This window comes from Chryseobacterium sp. 22543 (genome assembly GCF_052044565.1).
Classification (GTDB): Bacteria; Bacteroidota; Bacteroidia; order Flavobacteriales; family Weeksellaceae; genus Chryseobacterium.
Genome location: NZ_JBQENH010000004.1, coordinates 531,454 through 547,841, shown reverse-complemented (window position 1 = coordinate 547,841; position 16,388 = coordinate 531,454). Strand labels below are relative to the sequence as shown.

Genomic DNA, 16,388 nt, shown 5'->3' with positions numbered 1-16,388 from the left:
ATTTATTCAATTATGATTGAGAAGACTTCTCAGCAGCTGATTTTTTCGCTTTCTGCGTTTTTCCAATCAGTCCGTCTTTAGCATCATTAAGGTCAAGAACTACGGTTTCTCCTTCATTCAATTGCTTGTTTACCAACATTTCTGCCAATAAGTCTTCAATATATTTCTGGATTGCTCGTTTCAATGGTCTTGCACCGAAATCTTTATCCCATCCTTTTTCAGAAATGAAGTTTTTAGCATCTTCAGTTAAGTCAACTTTATATCCTAATTTTTCAAGTCTGCCATACAATTTGTTCAATTCAATATCAATAATCTTCTTGATATCATCCTGAACAAGAGAGTTGAAGATCACAATGTCATCAATTCTGTTTAAGAATTCAGGAGCAAATGCTTTCTTAAGAGCACTTTCAATGGTACTTCTCGCTCTTGTATCTGAGCTTGTCTTTTTAGCTGAAGTTCCGAATCCTACACCATCTCCAAAGTCTTTAAGATCTCTGGTTCCGATATTGGAAGTAAGAATGATAATCGTATTTCTGAAGTCGATTTTTCTCCCTAAGCTGTCTGTAACGTGACCTTCATCAAGGATCTGTAACAGAATATTGAATACATCCGGGTGAGCTTTTTCAATCTCATCCAAAAGAACCACAGCATAAGGTTTTCTTCTTACCGCTTCAGTCAGCTGACCACCTTCTTCATATCCTACGTATCCCGGAGGCGCACCCACCAATCTTGAAACTGCGAATTTCTCCATGTATTCACTCATGTCAATTCTGATCAAAGATTCGTCAGATTCAAACAGTTCTCTCGCCATTACTTTAGCCAGCTCGGTTTTACCAACCCCGGTTGTTCCAAGGAAAATAAATGTACCGATAGGACGGTTTGGATCTTTAAGACCAGCTCTGTTTCTTTGAATTGCTTTCACAACTTTTTTCACAGCATCTTCCTGACCGATTACTTTTCCGTTCAGTTTTTCATCCATCTGGGCAAGCTTATCAAGCTCGTTCTTGCCAACTTTCGTTACAGGAACTCCACTCATCATAGAAACCACTTCCGCTACACTTTCCTCACTCACGGTTTCTTTTTTCTCTTTTACATCTTTATCCCATTTTTCCTGAGCAGCATTCAGTTCCATCTGAAGTCTTTCCTCTTCATCTTTAAGCTTTCTTGCCTCAAGATAATCCTGAGCTTTTACAGCTTTCTGCTTCAGTTCTTTGATATCTTCAATTTTCTTTTCAAAATCAATGATCTCTGTAGGAACTTTCATGTTCTTGATGTAAACTCTTGACCCAGCTTCGTCCATTGCATCAATCGCTTTGTCCGGTAAGAAACGGTCTGTAATATATCTTGCTGTCAGATTGACACAGGCATTAATTGCTTCAGGCGTATAAATTACATTGTGGTGTTCTTCATACTTATCCTTAATCTGGTTCAGAATCTGAATGGTTTCATCAATAGAAGTAGGCTCCACCATTACTTTCTGGAATCTTCTTTCTAAAGCACCGTCTTTTTCAATATACTGACGATATTCATCCAGAGTCGTAGCCCCGATGCATTGAATTTCTCCTCTTGCCAAAGCCGGTTTGAACATATTGGAAGCATCTAAACTTCCTGTAGAACTTCCCGCTCCTACAATCGTATGAAGCTCATCAATAAATAAGATGACATCTCTGTTTTTTTCCAGTTCCGTCATGATGGCCTTCATTCTTTCTTCAAACTGACCACGGTATTTAGTTCCGGCAACTAAACTTGCCAGGTCTAAAGTGATCACACGTTTTCCGTAAAGAACTCTTGACACTTTTTTCTGTTGAATTCTTAATGCTAAACCTTCAGCAATAGCAGATTTACCAACTCCCGGCTCTCCAATAAGAAGAGGATTGTTTTTCTTTCTACGGGATAAGATCTGAGAAACTCTCTCAATTTCTTTTTCACGGCCGATTACCGGGTCTAGCTTTCCATCCCTGGCCAAAGAAGTAAGGTCTCTACCAAAGTTATCCAATGTAGGTGTTTTACTTTTTGCAGAACCTAGATTTCCTGTAGGCTTTCTCATTTGCTCAAATTCTTCTCTTTCATCATCGTCATCATAAGCACTCATCTGTGGAGACTGGCCTGAATTTTTAAGCATAGTCTGGTATTCTCTTGAAACTCCCTCATAGTCTATGTCATAAGCTCCCAGGATATTTGAAGTAGGATCCTCATATTTATAAAGAATACCTAAAAGCAGGTGAACGGTATTAATTTCATTGCTTTTATATTGACGGCATTCTAGCTCTGCACGTTTAATGGCATGGTCTGCCATCTTGGTGAAAGAAATATTGGTAACCTCTTCAGAAATAGGATTTAGACTTGCTGTATTTAAAGTTTCAATTTTTCTTCTGATTTGTGTTAAATCCGCATTAAGGTTTTGAAGGATTTCTTTTGCAGAGTTTTCCGTTTTTATAATACCTAAAAGTAGATGTTCTGTATTAAGAAATTCACTTTTCAGCCTTTTAGCTTCGCTTTTGCTTTGTTTGAACACCTGGCTCAAACCTTGTGAAAACTTATAATCCATAATATATCTCATTAGAACAAAGGCAACATTACCTTTTATTCATTATCTAAATTACAAATATTTTACCAAAAATCAATTAATGACTTTATGGCAGAAAAAATTTTATTATCTTATTGAAAATGATTAAGTTTGTTATCCTTAAATTTCCCCCATGAATACTGAAATTACCACCTACATCGGCTATTCTGCATCTCTTTTTATCGTATTGAGTTTCATACTGAAAGATGTAAGAAAAATTAGGGTAGTCAATATGATCGGCTGTATTTGTTTTGTCATTTATGGTATCTTCAATGGAATGCTTTGGCCGGTTATCATTCCAAACGGGCTCATTTGTTTCATTCAGATCTATTATTTAATATTAGACAAGAAAAAGTGATGAAGAAAAAAATACTAGTATCTGCCTTTAGCAGTTTGTATACCGATCAGCGAATAGAAAAGGTATGCAAAACCCTTTTTGACAACGGATATCCCATTGAATTGATCGGAAACGATTGGGAAGGAAATGAGACAATGGAACGTCCTTATCCTTTTTCAAGAATAGGACTGACGTCAAAAAGCCTAAAGACAGCTTATTTTGAGTTCAACTGGAAATTATACCATGAGCTTAAGAAAAAAGCAGACAAAGATACTATCCTTCATGCCAATGACATTGATGCGCTTCTGCCAAATTATCTCATTGCCAAAAAACTCAATATTCCATTGGTCTTTGACAGCCATGAAATTTTCACGGAAATGCCATCAGTACAAAACAGGTTTTCACAAAAATTCTGGAGAGTGCTGGAAAGAAAGCTGGTTCCTCATGTGAAATTTATGATGACAGAAAGTGAAAACTATGCTGAGTGGTTTCACGAAAAATATAAGGTAAACCCGGTAGTTGTCAGAAATATCCCGAGAAAAATTCTTTCTGCCCCTGAAATTCCTGAAAACCATCCTAAAATTATTCTGTATCAGGGAGCGATTAATCAATCCAGAGGAATTGAAAAAATGATTGCCGCCATGCATCATATTAAAGATGCTGTTCTGAAAATTGCTGGTGACGGACCGAAGAAAAAAGAATATGAAGAACTTGTCATTCAGGAAAAACTGCAGGACAAAATCTTTTTCCTGGGTAAACTGAAACCGGAAAATCTCAGAGAAATTACAAAAACAGCAGATGTAGGATTTAGTCTTGAAGAGAATAACGGAGTTAGTTATTATTACTCACTTCCCAATAAAGTTTGTGACTATATCCAGTCCAGAGTGCCGCTTGTTATGATTAATTTCCCGGAAATGCAGCGTATAAAAAATCAGTTTAATGTAGGAGAGATCATTACAGATCATCAGCCTGAAACGATTGAAAAAGCAATTAATCTGGTTCTTGAAAGAGGAAGACTGTACTATCAGGGCGAATTGAACAAAGCTGCAGATGTATTTTGCTGGGAGAACGAAGAAACAAAAATTCTTCAGCTTTTTGAAAAAGCATCCCGGTAATAAATTTTACAAAATTGGTTATCTTTGCAAAAGAAATTTGATTAAAAATGACCATTAAAGAAAAACAGCAGGAAATAATAGACGAATTCGCTTTTCTGGACGATTGGGAGCAAAAGTACGAGTACATCATTGATCTTGGAAAAGAACTGAAAGGCCTGCCGGAAGAAAGAAAGACAGAAGAAAATCTGATTAAAGGCTGCCAGAGTAAAGTTTGGATTGATGCCGAATTTAAAGATGGGAAACTTTTCTTTAATGCAGATTCTGACGGTATTTTACCCAAAGGAATCGTTTCTCTTTTAGTAAGTATTTATAGTGGGCATTCCACTCAGGAAATTCTGGATTCTGATTTTGATTTTATTGCAGAAATAGGGTTACAGGAATTTCTTTCGCCATCCAGAGCCAACGGATTGATGGCAATGACCAAACAGATCAAGTTTTATGCAGTTGCTTATCAACTGAAATCATAGCCGTGACAAAAATTTTAGCATATCGTTTTTCCGCATTCGGAGATGTTGCGATGACCGTACCTGTTTTCAGAGAATTTCTGGAGCAGAACCCCGGTGTGGAAATTATTATGGTGTCCAGGAAGAATTTCGAAGCGTTGTTTGCGGGAGTTCCCAATGTAACTTTTAAAGGAATTGATCTTGATGACTATAAAGGTCTCTTTGGATTGAGGAAACTGAGCAATGAACTGATCCGGGAGTTTAATCCTGACTGTATTGCCAATCTTCATGATGTAATCCGGACCAAGGTTTTAGACAGGATATATAGAAGAAAAGGACTTAAAGTTTTCAAAATAGATAAGGGTAAAGAGGAGAAAGAACACCTTACAGATGTCTGGAATCTTGAGAAAGTGCAGCTGAGGAAAACCGTGGAACGTTATGCTGATGTATTCCGTAAAATGGGATTCAAAGTTGAGCTTTCACATCAGCTCAGACCTACTTCGGAGCATCAATCAGGAATTGGTTTTGCCCCTTTTGCCCAACACAAAGGAAAGATGCTTCCTCTGGAAAAATCCTATGAACTGGTCAGAATTCTGGCTCAGAAACATACGGTGTATTTCTTTGGTGGAGGTAAAAAAGAAACCGAAACCCTTGACAGATGGGAAAGTGAGATTCCCAATACCAAAAATCTTTCCGGAAAATTAAATCTTACCGAAGAACTCAATCATATTGCCGGGCTGGAACTGATGATATCCATGGATTCTGCGAATATGCATCTTGCGAGTCTTGTAGGAACAAGATGTGTTTCTATTTGGGGTGCTACTCATCCCTATGCAGGATTTTTAGGATTCGGGCAGAGTGAAGAAGATGTTGTTCAGGTAAAAGATCTCACCTGCAGACCATGTTCTGTTTTTGGAGATAAAGAATGTTACAGAGGAGACTGGGCTTGTCTTGAGGAATTCAATATTCAGAAAGTGATAGATAGGGTTAATTTTTAAAAATAATCTTTACCATCTCTTCGGCTTTAGTATGGTCCGAATGTGTTTTTTCTAAGATTTGCTTTCTTTTTTCAGTATCATTATAATCTTTTTCGGCAGAGCTGATAATCTGTTGGCGAATTTCAGCCATATCAGCCCCATACAGGCATAAATCCTTCAAAGCAGGGTTATCTGTAATATTTCCATTAATAATCACAAAACGACTATTGTAAAGGGTGTTGAAAAGCTTCACCTTGGTTCCTGAATTCTGGTAAGAAATCAGAATGTTGGCATGGGCATTTTCCAGGAGATGGTGAAGGTTTTCTGTCGTCAGGATAGGAGTGAGGGTGATATTTTCAACCGCTGACATCCTTTTTTTAATATCTTCATTGGCACGATCGGAGGCAACAATCAGTTTATACTGTGGAAGAGTTTTGAATAAATCAATAGTCTCAATCAGTGCTTTTTTATTATCAGCAGTAGTGAGATCTCCATGGAAAAGAAAATAATTTCCTTTTTTATCCAGTTGCTTTACCGATTGATTGCCATGGAAAATATGGATCAATTGTGCATTTCCCGAATAAATATTCACTTCATTATATTCTTTTTCAGACAGGCAGAATACAGTTTCAAACTTCTTTAAAAGCTTTTCCTGGTATCCTTTATATTTTAAAGATTCAATGCTGTAAACAATCTTTTTGAGGATGTTTTTTTCTGATAATGAAAGTCCTTTATAATACGCTGTTTCGTTGTTGTGGTGGCGAAGATACAGTTTATGACGACTGTTTTTCAGAAACTTGATAATATGCGTTGTCTGCAGGCCTTCAAACAATATTGGAGCTTTGATCTTTTCCAGATTTTTAAGGAGAGCTTCAGAATCTCTTATTGCGGCCGCGAAAGGCGTTTTTGAGAAATAAAGAAGAAAATTCTTTTTCTTTTCATAAAAAAATACGCTTTCTGTGATTCCTCCTATTTCCGGATCAATCTTTACAGGAATTTTGTCTACAAAACAATGAAGGTGAATTTTTATCCCCAGATCAGATAAAGCCTTGATCTTGTAATACACATCAATGATGCCGCCATAAGAAGGAGGGTAGGGATAGTTGAATGATATGATATGGAGTTCCTTCACGTCAAGCAAATTCAAATGCAGGCAAAGGTAAATAAATATAAGGAAAAGTGGTGAGGAAACTCTAAAATAGCTTAGGTATAAAAATAAAAAATCTCCCAATTTCTTGAGAGATTTTTGTGGGCCCTGAGGGATTCGAACCCCCGACCCTCTGGGTGTAAACCAGATGCTCTGAACCAACTGAGCTAAGAGCCCCTATAACTTGTTTCCTCGTTTAGAGTGGTGCAAATATACGACTTATTCGGAAATCTCCAAATTTTTTTCTAAAAAATCTCCCACAACAAAGTTACTTCCCCCGATAAAAATCATTTCTTCATTTGTACATTGTTCTTTTGCAGCAAGATACGCTTCCTGTACAGAATCAAAAATTTTATAAAAAATTTTCGCCTCCTGAAGCAGATTTTCATAATCTTCTGGATGTCTTCCCCTGTTGACAGATGGTTTTGCAAAATAGAACTCAGAATTTCCAGGAAGTAATTTCATCACATCATCTATTTTTTTGTCATTCACAAACCCCAAAATAATATGCTTGTGACGGTCAATTGAATTTAATTGCGAAAAAACATATTCCAAACCTGCCTGGTTGTGTCCCGTATCACAAATTGTAAGCGGATTTTTTGAAAACTCAAACCAACGGCCAATGAATCCTGTGTTCTGATGAACATGGAGCAGTCCGTTTTCAAGATCTTTGTAGGAAATAGGAACCTCCAGTTTTCTTAATTCCTCTACCGCAGCCAATACAACTCTGATATTTTTCTTCTGATAATTTCCTTTCAAATCAGATTCAAGGTTTGTATTAATAAGAGTGGCGTCTATAAGGGGAGCATTTTCTTTAATCGCTTTTTCCTGGATGATATTTTTGACTGTTTCATTCTCATCACCTGAAATAATCGGGATATTACTTTTAATAATTCCCGCTTTCTCAGTGGCAATTTCTTCAATGGTATCTCCCAAAATATTCTGATGATCCAGCTGAACATTCGTAATTGCAGAGATCAGTGGTTTAATAATGTTTGTTGAATCCAGTCTTCCTCCCAATCCAACTTCAATAATGGCAAAATCTACCTGTTGCTGATAAAAATATTCAAAAGCCATGATAGTGGTAAATTCAAAGAAAGAAGGGCGGATATCTTCCGGAAGAGCCCTTAGCTTTTGAATAAACTCAAAGACAAATTTTTTATTACAGTTTTTTCCGTTAACCTTGATGCGTTCTGTAAAGTCTATCAGGTGAGGAGAATTGTATAACCCGGTTTTATAACCAGCTTCCTGAAGGACAGATGCCAGCATATTGCTTGAAGAACCTTTTCCATTGGTACCTCCAACGTGGATACATTTGATTTTATCTTGAGGATTTTCAAAGAAAGCACAAAGCTTTGTAATATTGTCAAGTCCGGGTTTATAAGCCTTCTGCCCATCTATCTGATAGTTGGGCATCTGCACGAAAAGCCAGTCAATAGCTTCCTGATATTGTTCATTTGTCATGGTGCAAAATTCCCAAAAGTTTTTTTAAAAAAAAATATAATTTTTCAATCTGTAACTTTTTTATATTTAATTCGTCTAATATTGAAAAATCTTAATATGAAATCGCTGTGATTTACAAATTACAATGCAGGTGACACGATTCCATATGCCATTAAAAACAAATAAACATCTACATAATATGAAAAAAGTTTGGATCATCGTTTTTGGATTAGGTTATCTGGGTTTAAGTGCTCAGAAGAAATGGTCCTTAAAAGAATGTGTAAGCTATGCAGTGGAGCATAATCTTCAGGTTATCCAAAATCAGTATAACAAACAAAACCAGGAATACAATCTTAAAGCAGCTCAAAAAGAATATTTGCCTTCGGTAACAGGGAGTATGACGACTGGGGTGAGTTTCGGACAAGGATCATTAGGAGCCGGAAGCTTTAGAAACGATAGATTCAATAACAGTGTTGGCCTGGGAGCCGATATCTTGGTTTATAATAATAGGAGATTAGAGAAGAATGTTCGAAAAGCTCAGTTTGATGTAGAAGCAAGCCAATATGACATTGAAACCATTAAAAATGATATTTCTCTTCAGATTGCTCAACAATATCTAACCACTTTGTTGAATAAAGAAATTGTTAAAATCTCTCAGAGTGCTGTGGGGAATGCTCAGAAGCAGTTTGACAGAGCTAAAATCACAACTCAGGTTGGAACAACTGCCCAGACGGTTCTGGCAGAGGCTGAAGCAGCACTGGCAAGAGAAAAACAAAACCTTAAAACAGCAGAAGTAAATGTTGGACGTGCTTTGTTTGCCATCGCTCAGCTTTTACAACTGTCAGATTATAAGGGTTTTGATGTGGAAGATGTGAATATTCCGGAAAAACTTGATTTACAACTTACTACCGCAGATGATGTGCTTGCAACTGCATATGAGATACAACCTCAGATAAAAGCAGCGGAAAGCCGTATAAGATCTGCCGAAGCACAAACTGAAGTAAGCAAAACAGCATTCTGGCCTACATTAACAGCAAGCGCTGGTCTTAACACTTTCTATAACAGGCAGTTTGATCCTATGCCAGGTACTGTGCAGGGGAATTTTTTTGAACAATATAAAGATCAGTTTGGACAAAATGTAGGGCTATCACTTAATATCCCTATTTTCAATAAAGGAAAAACAAAATTACAGGTAGAACAATCTAAGGTTAACGAAAGTCTTGCTAAAAATACACTTGAGCAGCAGAAACAGACCGTAAGACAGAATGTACAGAAAGCTCAGTTTGATGCAGACGCCAATTATGAAAATTACCTGGCAGCTGTGGAAGCCGAAAAAAGTTCCAAACTGGCTCTTGATTTTGCAGACAAAAGTTATGCTGCAGGAAGAACAACCATTTATGATGTCAATGTCGCAAGAAATAATTATGCAAATGCACAGGGATCAGTAGCACAGGCAAAATATAATTATCTTTTTAGTCTTAAACTATTGAACTTCTATGCAGGAATTCCATTAAGTTTGTAAAATGCCAATTCAATCATTAGAAAAATATTTACCTAAAAACAATACTCTTAAATATTTAAGGATCTGGTTTTCAGATCACTATATACACATAAAGGTTACTAGAAACAGAAATTCAAAGCTGGGAGATTACAGAAAGCTTCCGGACAATTCCCATGAAATAACGGTAAACTCTACGCTTACCCCGCAGCTTTTTTTCTTTGTATTGACCCATGAGCTCGCGCACCTGATTGCGTTTGAAAAATATGGAAGAAAAATCTCTCCTCACGGTAACGAATGGAAAGAAACTTTCAGAAATATGCTCCTCGAAAGCCTTGAAATTTATGATGAAGAACTAAAGCCTATCATTGTAAAATTTTCAAAATCCCCAAAGGCCAATTTCATGGCCAGCCCGGATCTGGTAAGATATTTTCATACTGAGAAACAAGATGATACTCTTCATTTTATTGAACAACTTCAGAAGGGTGAATTTTTTATATACCGCAACGAAAAGTATTTATTAGAAGGTCTAGTTAAAAAAAACTATCTTTGTAAGAACCTGGCTACTGGAAGGAAGTATTCTTTCAAGCCTTTAGCGAGGGTAGAAAAATGTAGCTAAGAATGTTAAAATCAGATAGATACTGCGTTATAATGGCGGGGGGAATCGGAAGCCGGTTCTGGCCCATGAGCACGCAGAAATTTCCAAAACAGTTTCAGGATATTTTAGGAACCGGACGCACTATGATTCAGCAGACCTATGACAGAATCAGCAAGGTAATTCCTAAAGAGCAAATATTCGTGATTACGAATAAAGAGTATGTGGCTCTTTCCCATCAGCAGCTTCCGGAGATTCCTGAAGAAAACATTGTGGGTGAACCGCTTATGAAAAATACAGCTGCATGTAACCTGTATATGGCCAACAAGATTGCTGAGATCAATCCGGATGCAACAATGATTGTGCTTCCGGCGGATCATCTGATCCTTAAAGAGGATGTATTTTTGGAAAAAGTGGAGCTGGCATTTGAGGTGGCTTCAAAACATGATTATCTGGTAACATTAGGGATTACTCCAACAAGGCCTGATACAGGCTACGGCTACATTCAATTTGTAGAAAAGAAGGGTTCTGATTATTTTAAAGTCAAAACATTCACAGAAAAACCGATCCTTGAAATTGCCCAAAGCTTCTTAGAGAGTGGTGATTTCCTTTGGAATGCAGGTATTTTTATATGGAACGTAAAAAGTATTCACCATGCTTTTGATCTTTATCTTCCTGAGATGATGCAGCATTTTATGGCTTGTGAATACAATTCAGAAAAGGAAAATAGCTGTATTGAAACCATTTATCCAAAAGTTCAGAAAATCTCAATTGATAACGGAATTTTAGAAAAAGCAAAAAATGTATATGTGATTCCATCGGATTTGGGATGGAGTGATCTGGGAACATGGACATCTGTTTACGAAAATACAGAAAAAGATAAAGACGGAAATGCTGTGAAATTAAAGCATTTACTTTCCTATAATTCAAAAGGAAACATTATCCGTCTGAGAAATAATAATAAGGCGGTAATCATTGACGGCCTTGAAAACTACATTGTTGTAGATACCGATAAAGCACTTCTTATCTGCCCGCGAGATAACGACCAGCTTATAAAGGATTATGTCCTTGACTTAAAAAACTTTAAGAAAGGAGATAAGTTTATGTAATATTTGGTATATTTTCTGCTGATTTTTAAATTATGAGTAAAGCCGCAACCCGAATTACAATTCTTACATTTTTACTTTTGGGAATCTTAGGATTTTCTCAGGAGAAGAAAAAATTTTCAAGCATCCCGAATATTTTACAGCAGATCAACCCAAGCAATAGGGTAGACTCATGGATTTTGGTATATAACAGCTATGGAAAAGGGGAGGAAATAAAGGTTTCGGGTAAACTGGATTATACCCCTCAGTTCTCCGGATTTAATCTCTTCCCTAGTGAAGACAGCTTTTATTATATTGCTTATTCAGAAGGCGGTAAAATCAATTATGTTGCCGATGTTGAGGGACTTAAGAAGTTTATAGACCGGATTGATAATGCTCAGGAAGCTGCTGTAATGCTGGCTGCCGAAGGATATATGGTGGATGAAGAATTCAAAGACCTTGCAGGTAATTATCATGAAGACAAATCAAACTATTATCTGGACCTTGGAAAACTGACCTCAAAGGAGTGTCCTTACCAAAAAACACATTATACAGTGACTGTAAATAAATCAACAGGCGCAGTAAGTAATGTGAAGGACAATGGAACCTATATTGAGCTTTACAATAAAAAATGTGCTAATAATCCGAGACTTTTAAAAATCGAAAAAAAAGAAGAACCAAAGAAAGATGAGCCTAAAAAAACACCCAAGCGCAGATAATACCTATGAAACGGAACGATTAATACTTCGCCCGATGTCCCGTGAAGACAGTGATTTTATCTTTGAGCTTTACAACAGACCCAAATTTATTCAACATATCGGCAACCGTAATGTCAATAGCATTGAAGATGCCGAAAATTATATACTGAACAGATTTGCTCCACAGATTGAAAGACTGGGATTTGGGAACTATCTTTTAGTAACTAAAGAAGGGAATGAAAAAGTAGGAGCAGTAGGAATCTTTGAAAGAGAAGGTCTGGATATTGTAGATATAGGATATTCTCTACTGGAAGAGTTTGAAGGCAAAGGATATGCTTTTGAAGCGGCTCAGAAGGTCAAATCCATTGGGATGGATGATTTTGGACTGTTAAAAATATCGGCTATCATTTCAAAAGATAACGTTTCTTCCCAAAAACTGATCGAAAAATTGGGACTAAGATTTAAAAATTTTGTAACTCTTCCCGGAGAAACAGAAGAATTAAACTATTACGAAACAGAATAATAAATACATAAAAATTTATTTTCACAAATAACACAGATACATAATTGTGTTATTTGTGAAAATAGTTGTGATATCTGTATTTCAAAAGAGAAATTATCCCTCCAGAATCTGCTCAGCAGCAGTCTTTGAAGTCACTTTTTCAATGACTCTTGTGCAGATACCATTTTCATCAAAAATAAAAGTGGTTCTTACAATTCCCATATAGGTTTTTCCAAATGTTTTTTTCTCCTGCCATACCCCGAATTTTTCAATGATATTACGGTTTTCATCCGCAATCAGATCATAAGGAAAGGCAAATTTGCTGTGAAAATTCTTTTGTTTTTTTACAGAATCACCGCTTATTCCCAATAATTGGAATCCCGCTTTTTTAAGCTTAGTATAGTTATCACTCAGGTTGCAGGCTTCCACCGTACAGGTTGGCGTATTCGCTTGTGGATAAAAGAAAACCACTAGTTTTTTTCCAATTAATTTTGATGAGGCTACTGTTTCTCCGTCTTGGTTGAGTTCTTCAAATTCAGGTAATTTATCTCCAACTTTCAGCATAATGATTTAATTTTGTTCAAATTTAAGGGTTACATGACAAAAAAACAAAGAGCTGAGCTCGTTCAGATAGAACTGGAGAAATTATATCCTACAACGCCTATCCCGTTAGATCACACTGATCCGTATACATTGATGGTTGCCGTAGCACTTTCTGCACAAACAACAGATAAAAAAGTAAACCAGGTTACCCCTGATCTTTTTGCAGTAGCAGGAACACCACAAAGAATGGCGAAGCTGGAAGAATTTGAAATCAAAGAATTAATCAAAGAAATAGGATTATCCAATACCAAAGCCAAAAACCTGAAAAAAATGGCTGAACTTCTATTGGAAAGGCACAACGGTATTGTTCCCCAGACTTATGAAGAACTGGAAGCACTTCCGGGAGTAGGACACAAAACGGCTTCAGTAGTAATGAGCCAGGGATTCGGATTTCCTGCTTTTCCTGTAGATACACATATTCACCGTCTGATGACACAATGGAAACTTACTTCAGGAAAAAATGTTGTGGAAACAGAGCGTGATGCCAAGAGTTTATTCCCTGAAGAGGTATGGAATAAACTTCATCTTCAGATCATTTTTTATGGAAGAGAATATTCTCCGGCAAGAGGAAAAGGAGAGAAGGATTTTATTACGAAAATGATGTTTGAAAAATAATTTTAACATTATTTAAGATTTTTACAACTGTTTTTAGTTGCGAATCGGGTCATATAAACACCATTTTGTGGTGTTTTTTTTTATTCCATAATGTTTTTTTTGCTTTTTTTTTTCACCAATAAAGGATATTTATAAATTTTATTAAAAAACTTTTTTTTCTCAGAAAAAGGAGTTATCTATTTGATTTATAATATCATTTAGAGACAATAGAATTATTTTCAAAATTTTCTTTGCTGTAAATAACTTCAGAAGTATTGTATTTCCACAAAAAGAGATATATTTGGCTCAGTACCATGAAGACCAAAATGAAAAAAGTTAATCTTTTCGTTTTTTTTGTAATTTTATTTTCCTGTGCCTGTACTGGGCAGGTTCATCGTTTTTACTATGAACTTACTTATAAACCTTCTACAAAAAATAAAGCTTTTAAGAAAGATATTTTCTACTTGGACAGCCTTGAAAAAGGGTCCGTCTTCATACGAAAAGAAAAATACGAGTCAGACTCTCTATTGGCCGCACAGGCTTATTTGCCCGTTTTATCATTGGAAACCATGAACTTTAAAGTGGTAAAAGACCTCGAAACTCCATTGGTTACTGTAAAAGATGATTTGTTCATAGGGACTATTTCTTATAAAGAGCCGGTTGACATTCAATGGAAACTTTCATCAGAGAACAGAATCATAGGAACACTGCAGGTACAAAAGGCAGAGACAGACTATGGAGGAAGACATTGGATAGCCTGGTTTACTCAGGAGATCCCTGTTTTTGATGGTCCCTATATTTTTATGGGGCTTCCGGGGCTGATCGTAGAACTAAGCGATACTGATAATGAATATCACTGGAAATTCATAGGAAGTAAAAAAAATGTACGATCCAAACTGTTCACCGAATCAATAATGGATGAGGCTGTGATGCCAAAAGAAGGCTACATTAAAAATAAAGCAAACTTTATCAAAGATCCGCTGCCTTTTCTGATGCAAAGCATGTCTGATATCTCTAAAAATGAAGAGGTTATGAGCAGGATGAATCATCAGGCTGAAGCAATAAAAAAATATTACAGGGATAATGATAATACTATAGAGAAATAGTATAAATAACTCAACTATAACCATGGAACTAAGAAAAGAAATTAATGCAGTTTTTTTATATCTGAAATCAATTGATATAAAGATTGATAAGAATGATTATATCTATCAGGTAGAATCTCATCCGGAAACACCGAGTCTATTGGCTTTCAGTGATGCTCTTGGCTTTTTTGGTATTCCCAATGGGGCTTTTACAATAGGTTTTGAAGATTTTGATCATTTACCAGATACTTTTCTTACCATATTAGATGTAGGAAACAGGCATTTGATTTTATCCTATATTGAAAAAAAGGGGCAAAGTATTTTATATACTGATCAGGAAGGAGTCCAAAAAAACATTCTCCTTTCTGAAATACAAAGTTTATGGACAGGAGCAGTCCTGGCCGCTGAAAACAATGGGGAGGTCGCAAAATCAGCCAATTCTTTTTATAACAAACTGCTACCAGCATTTATCTTTTCTGCGGTATTTGTGATGTTGTATTTTATCGGGGGATGGTTTTTAAGTGGTTTTGGAGCTATTACCATGCTGGGCTTACTCTTTTCCTTTGAAGCCATAAAAACAGAGTTAGGGCTGGAGTCAGGTTTTTCTGCACAGTTTTGTGATGGTAGTGAGAAATCAAGTTGCAGCCAGATCATTAATTCTGAAAAAGGGAAGATTGCGGGGTTCAAATTGAGCGATCTCAGTGTTTTTCTTTTTGGAACTCAACTTTTCTCATTGCTTGTTCTCAATCATGAGTTTATCAACAACTATTATTTTCTGATTGCTGTTTCTTTGCTGGCATGTATTCCGTTTACATTGTATTCTGTTTATTTTCAGATGAAAGTAGAGAAGAAGTGGTGTCCGATATGTTTAAGTATTATTGGGGTCATCTATACGCAGCTTATTTATCTAGCATTTAATACGACAGGAATTTTAAATAACATGCATCTTGATCTTTCAATAGTTTTGATCTTGGCTGCGGTAATAATTGCTTTTGCAGGAACGTACTTTTTAATTAAAAAAGCCTTAATAAACTATGGAAAATTAAAAAAAGACGCAGAGTTTGACTCAAGATACATAAGACATTATCCTTATTTCAAAAATATTCTGACAAGCACAGAACCTCTTATTTTAAAAGCTGAACCTATCTTACTGGGGAATCCAAATGCTCCTGTAACTATTACTTTTATTACAAGTCCTTTGTGTGGATACTGTAGAGAAGCGCATGATTTTTTGCAAAAAATTTACAATCAATATAAAGATAAGGTCAACATCAAAATCAGGTTTAATATGACAGGAGTTGTAACAGCAGAAGTAGAAGAAATGCTGATTCAATTACTGAATATATACCTAACAAAAGGCGAACAGAAATTTATTGAGGCACTTCATGATTGGTATAGCCACCGAGATGCAGGGAAATGGCTGAAAAAATATAGTGCTACTCTGGAAAACAGAACATTTTTATTGAATAAACTGGTTTCTGTCTCTTATGAGAATTTACAAAACAATCTGTTTTTTACGCCACATTACTTTATCAATGATTATGAGTATCCCGTAAGGCTGAATAAAAAATACATGGAAGTATTTATGCCGGATCTTATTGAAGATGAATGGAATGAGCAGTTTGATTCTGTGGAAGAAATGGAAATTCAATATAACTAAAAGAAATTATTATAATAATTATAAAAGAGGAAGCTGAAAA

General features: G+C 36.1%; 16 protein-coding genes and 1 tRNA gene. 12 read left to right on the top strand and 5 right to left on the bottom strand.

Translation table 11 applies throughout. From position 1 onward, the window contains the following. Window positions 1-10 precede the first annotated feature (10 nt). On the bottom strand, window positions 11-2,548 hold the full coding sequence (locus tag ACTJIP_RS16960) for an ATP-dependent Clp protease ATP-binding subunit (RefSeq protein ID WP_077413662.1): 2,538 nt from the start codon (window positions 2,546-2,548) through the stop codon (window positions 11-13). A gap of 151 nt (window positions 2,549-2,699) precedes the next feature. Between ACTJIP_RS16960 and ACTJIP_RS16955 the strand changes: the two genes are divergently transcribed. From ACTJIP_RS16955 to ACTJIP_RS16940, 4 genes are read left to right on the top strand one after another with little or no spacing between them, the layout of a single operon-like run. Continuing rightward, on the top strand, window positions 2,700-2,924 hold the full coding sequence (locus ACTJIP_RS16955) for a uroporphyrinogen decarboxylase (protein WP_077413259.1): 225 nt from the start codon (window positions 2,700-2,702) through the stop codon (window positions 2,922-2,924). Then, the gene (locus ACTJIP_RS16950) at window positions 2,924-4,018 is read left to right on the top strand and encodes a glycosyltransferase (protein ID WP_077413260.1); all 1,095 of its coding nucleotides are present in this window, start codon (window positions 2,924-2,926) and stop codon (window positions 4,016-4,018) included. The genes ACTJIP_RS16955 and ACTJIP_RS16950 overlap by 1 nt, the downstream gene beginning before the upstream one ends. 47 nt (window positions 4,019-4,065) lie before the next feature. After that, on the top strand, window positions 4,066-4,485 hold the full coding sequence (locus ACTJIP_RS16945; RefSeq protein WP_047375924.1) for a SufE family protein: 420 nt from the start codon (window positions 4,066-4,068) through the stop codon (window positions 4,483-4,485). A 50-nt stretch (window positions 4,486-4,535) separates the two neighbouring features. Continuing rightward, on the top strand, window positions 4,536-5,459 hold the full coding sequence (locus tag ACTJIP_RS16940) for a glycosyltransferase family 9 protein (RefSeq protein WP_428168403.1): 924 nt from the start codon (window positions 4,536-4,538) through the stop codon (window positions 5,457-5,459). Here the strand turns inward: ACTJIP_RS16940 and ACTJIP_RS16935 are convergent. From ACTJIP_RS16935 to ACTJIP_RS16925, 3 genes are all read right to left on the bottom strand, one after another. Further along, window positions 5,449-6,570: a glycosyltransferase gene (locus ACTJIP_RS16935; protein WP_180564889.1), complete on the bottom strand. Its 1,122-nt coding sequence runs from the start codon at window positions 6,568-6,570 to the stop codon at window positions 5,449-5,451. The two genes, ACTJIP_RS16940 and ACTJIP_RS16935, sit on opposite strands and share 11 nt — an antisense overlap. A gap of 117 nt (window positions 6,571-6,687) precedes the next feature. Then, window positions 6,688-6,762, bottom strand: a tRNA-Val gene (locus tag ACTJIP_RS16930). A gap of 42 nt (window positions 6,763-6,804) precedes the next feature. After that, the gene (locus ACTJIP_RS16925; RefSeq protein ID WP_440704860.1) at window positions 6,805-8,049 is read right to left on the bottom strand and encodes a bifunctional folylpolyglutamate synthase/dihydrofolate synthase; all 1,245 of its coding nucleotides are present in this window, start codon (window positions 8,047-8,049) and stop codon (window positions 6,805-6,807) included. A gap of 178 nt (window positions 8,050-8,227) precedes the next feature. Between ACTJIP_RS16925 and ACTJIP_RS16920 the strand changes: the two genes are divergently transcribed. Genes ACTJIP_RS16920 through ACTJIP_RS16900 form a run of 5 tightly spaced genes read left to right on the top strand, consistent with a single transcriptional unit; the run spans window position 8,228 to window position 12,427 of the window. Continuing rightward, complete coding sequence (locus tag ACTJIP_RS16920) at window positions 8,228-9,550, top strand: TolC family protein (RefSeq protein WP_219071999.1); 1,323 nt, start codon at window positions 8,228-8,230, stop codon at window positions 9,548-9,550. A gap of 1 nt (window position 9,551) precedes the next feature. Next, complete coding sequence (locus tag ACTJIP_RS16915) at window positions 9,552-10,145, top strand: SprT-like domain-containing protein (RefSeq protein WP_219072000.1); 594 nt, start codon at window positions 9,552-9,554, stop codon at window positions 10,143-10,145. A 2-nt stretch (window positions 10,146-10,147) separates the two neighbouring features. Further along, window positions 10,148-11,230: a mannose-1-phosphate guanylyltransferase gene (locus tag ACTJIP_RS16910; RefSeq protein ID WP_228408576.1), complete on the top strand. Its 1,083-nt coding sequence runs from the start codon at window positions 10,148-10,150 to the stop codon at window positions 11,228-11,230. A 32-nt stretch (window positions 11,231-11,262) separates the two neighbouring features. Then, window positions 11,263-11,925, top strand: a complete 663-nt coding sequence (locus ACTJIP_RS16905; RefSeq protein ID WP_077413265.1) for a hypothetical protein — start codon at window positions 11,263-11,265, stop codon at window positions 11,923-11,925. Next, window positions 11,894-12,427: a GNAT family N-acetyltransferase gene (locus ACTJIP_RS16900; RefSeq protein WP_077413266.1), complete on the top strand. Its 534-nt coding sequence runs from the start codon at window positions 11,894-11,896 to the stop codon at window positions 12,425-12,427. The genes ACTJIP_RS16905 and ACTJIP_RS16900 overlap by 32 nt, the downstream gene beginning before the upstream one ends. A gap of 93 nt (window positions 12,428-12,520) precedes the next feature. Here the strand turns inward: ACTJIP_RS16900 and bcp are convergent, their stop codons facing one another. After that, the gene (gene bcp / locus ACTJIP_RS16895; protein ID WP_077413267.1) at window positions 12,521-12,970 is read right to left on the bottom strand and encodes a thioredoxin-dependent thiol peroxidase; all 450 of its coding nucleotides are present in this window, start codon (window positions 12,968-12,970) and stop codon (window positions 12,521-12,523) included. A 33-nt stretch (window positions 12,971-13,003) separates the two neighbouring features. Between bcp and ACTJIP_RS16890 the strand changes: the two genes are divergently transcribed. From ACTJIP_RS16890 to ACTJIP_RS16880, 3 genes are all read left to right on the top strand, one after another. Further along, window positions 13,004-13,624 carry an endonuclease III domain-containing protein gene (locus tag ACTJIP_RS16890; RefSeq protein ID WP_077413268.1) on the top strand — a complete coding sequence of 207 codons (621 nt, stop codon included), beginning with the start codon at window positions 13,004-13,006 and terminating at the stop codon, window positions 13,622-13,624. Between the two features lie 305 nt (window positions 13,625-13,929). After that, complete coding sequence (locus tag ACTJIP_RS16885) at window positions 13,930-14,709, top strand: GLPGLI family protein (protein WP_175627167.1); 780 nt, start codon at window positions 13,930-13,932, stop codon at window positions 14,707-14,709. Between the two features lie 22 nt (window positions 14,710-14,731). Next, on the top strand, window positions 14,732-16,348 hold the full coding sequence (locus ACTJIP_RS16880) for a vitamin K epoxide reductase family protein (RefSeq protein ID WP_440704859.1): 1,617 nt from the start codon (window positions 14,732-14,734) through the stop codon (window positions 16,346-16,348). Window positions 16,349-16,388: the final 40 nt, after the last annotated feature.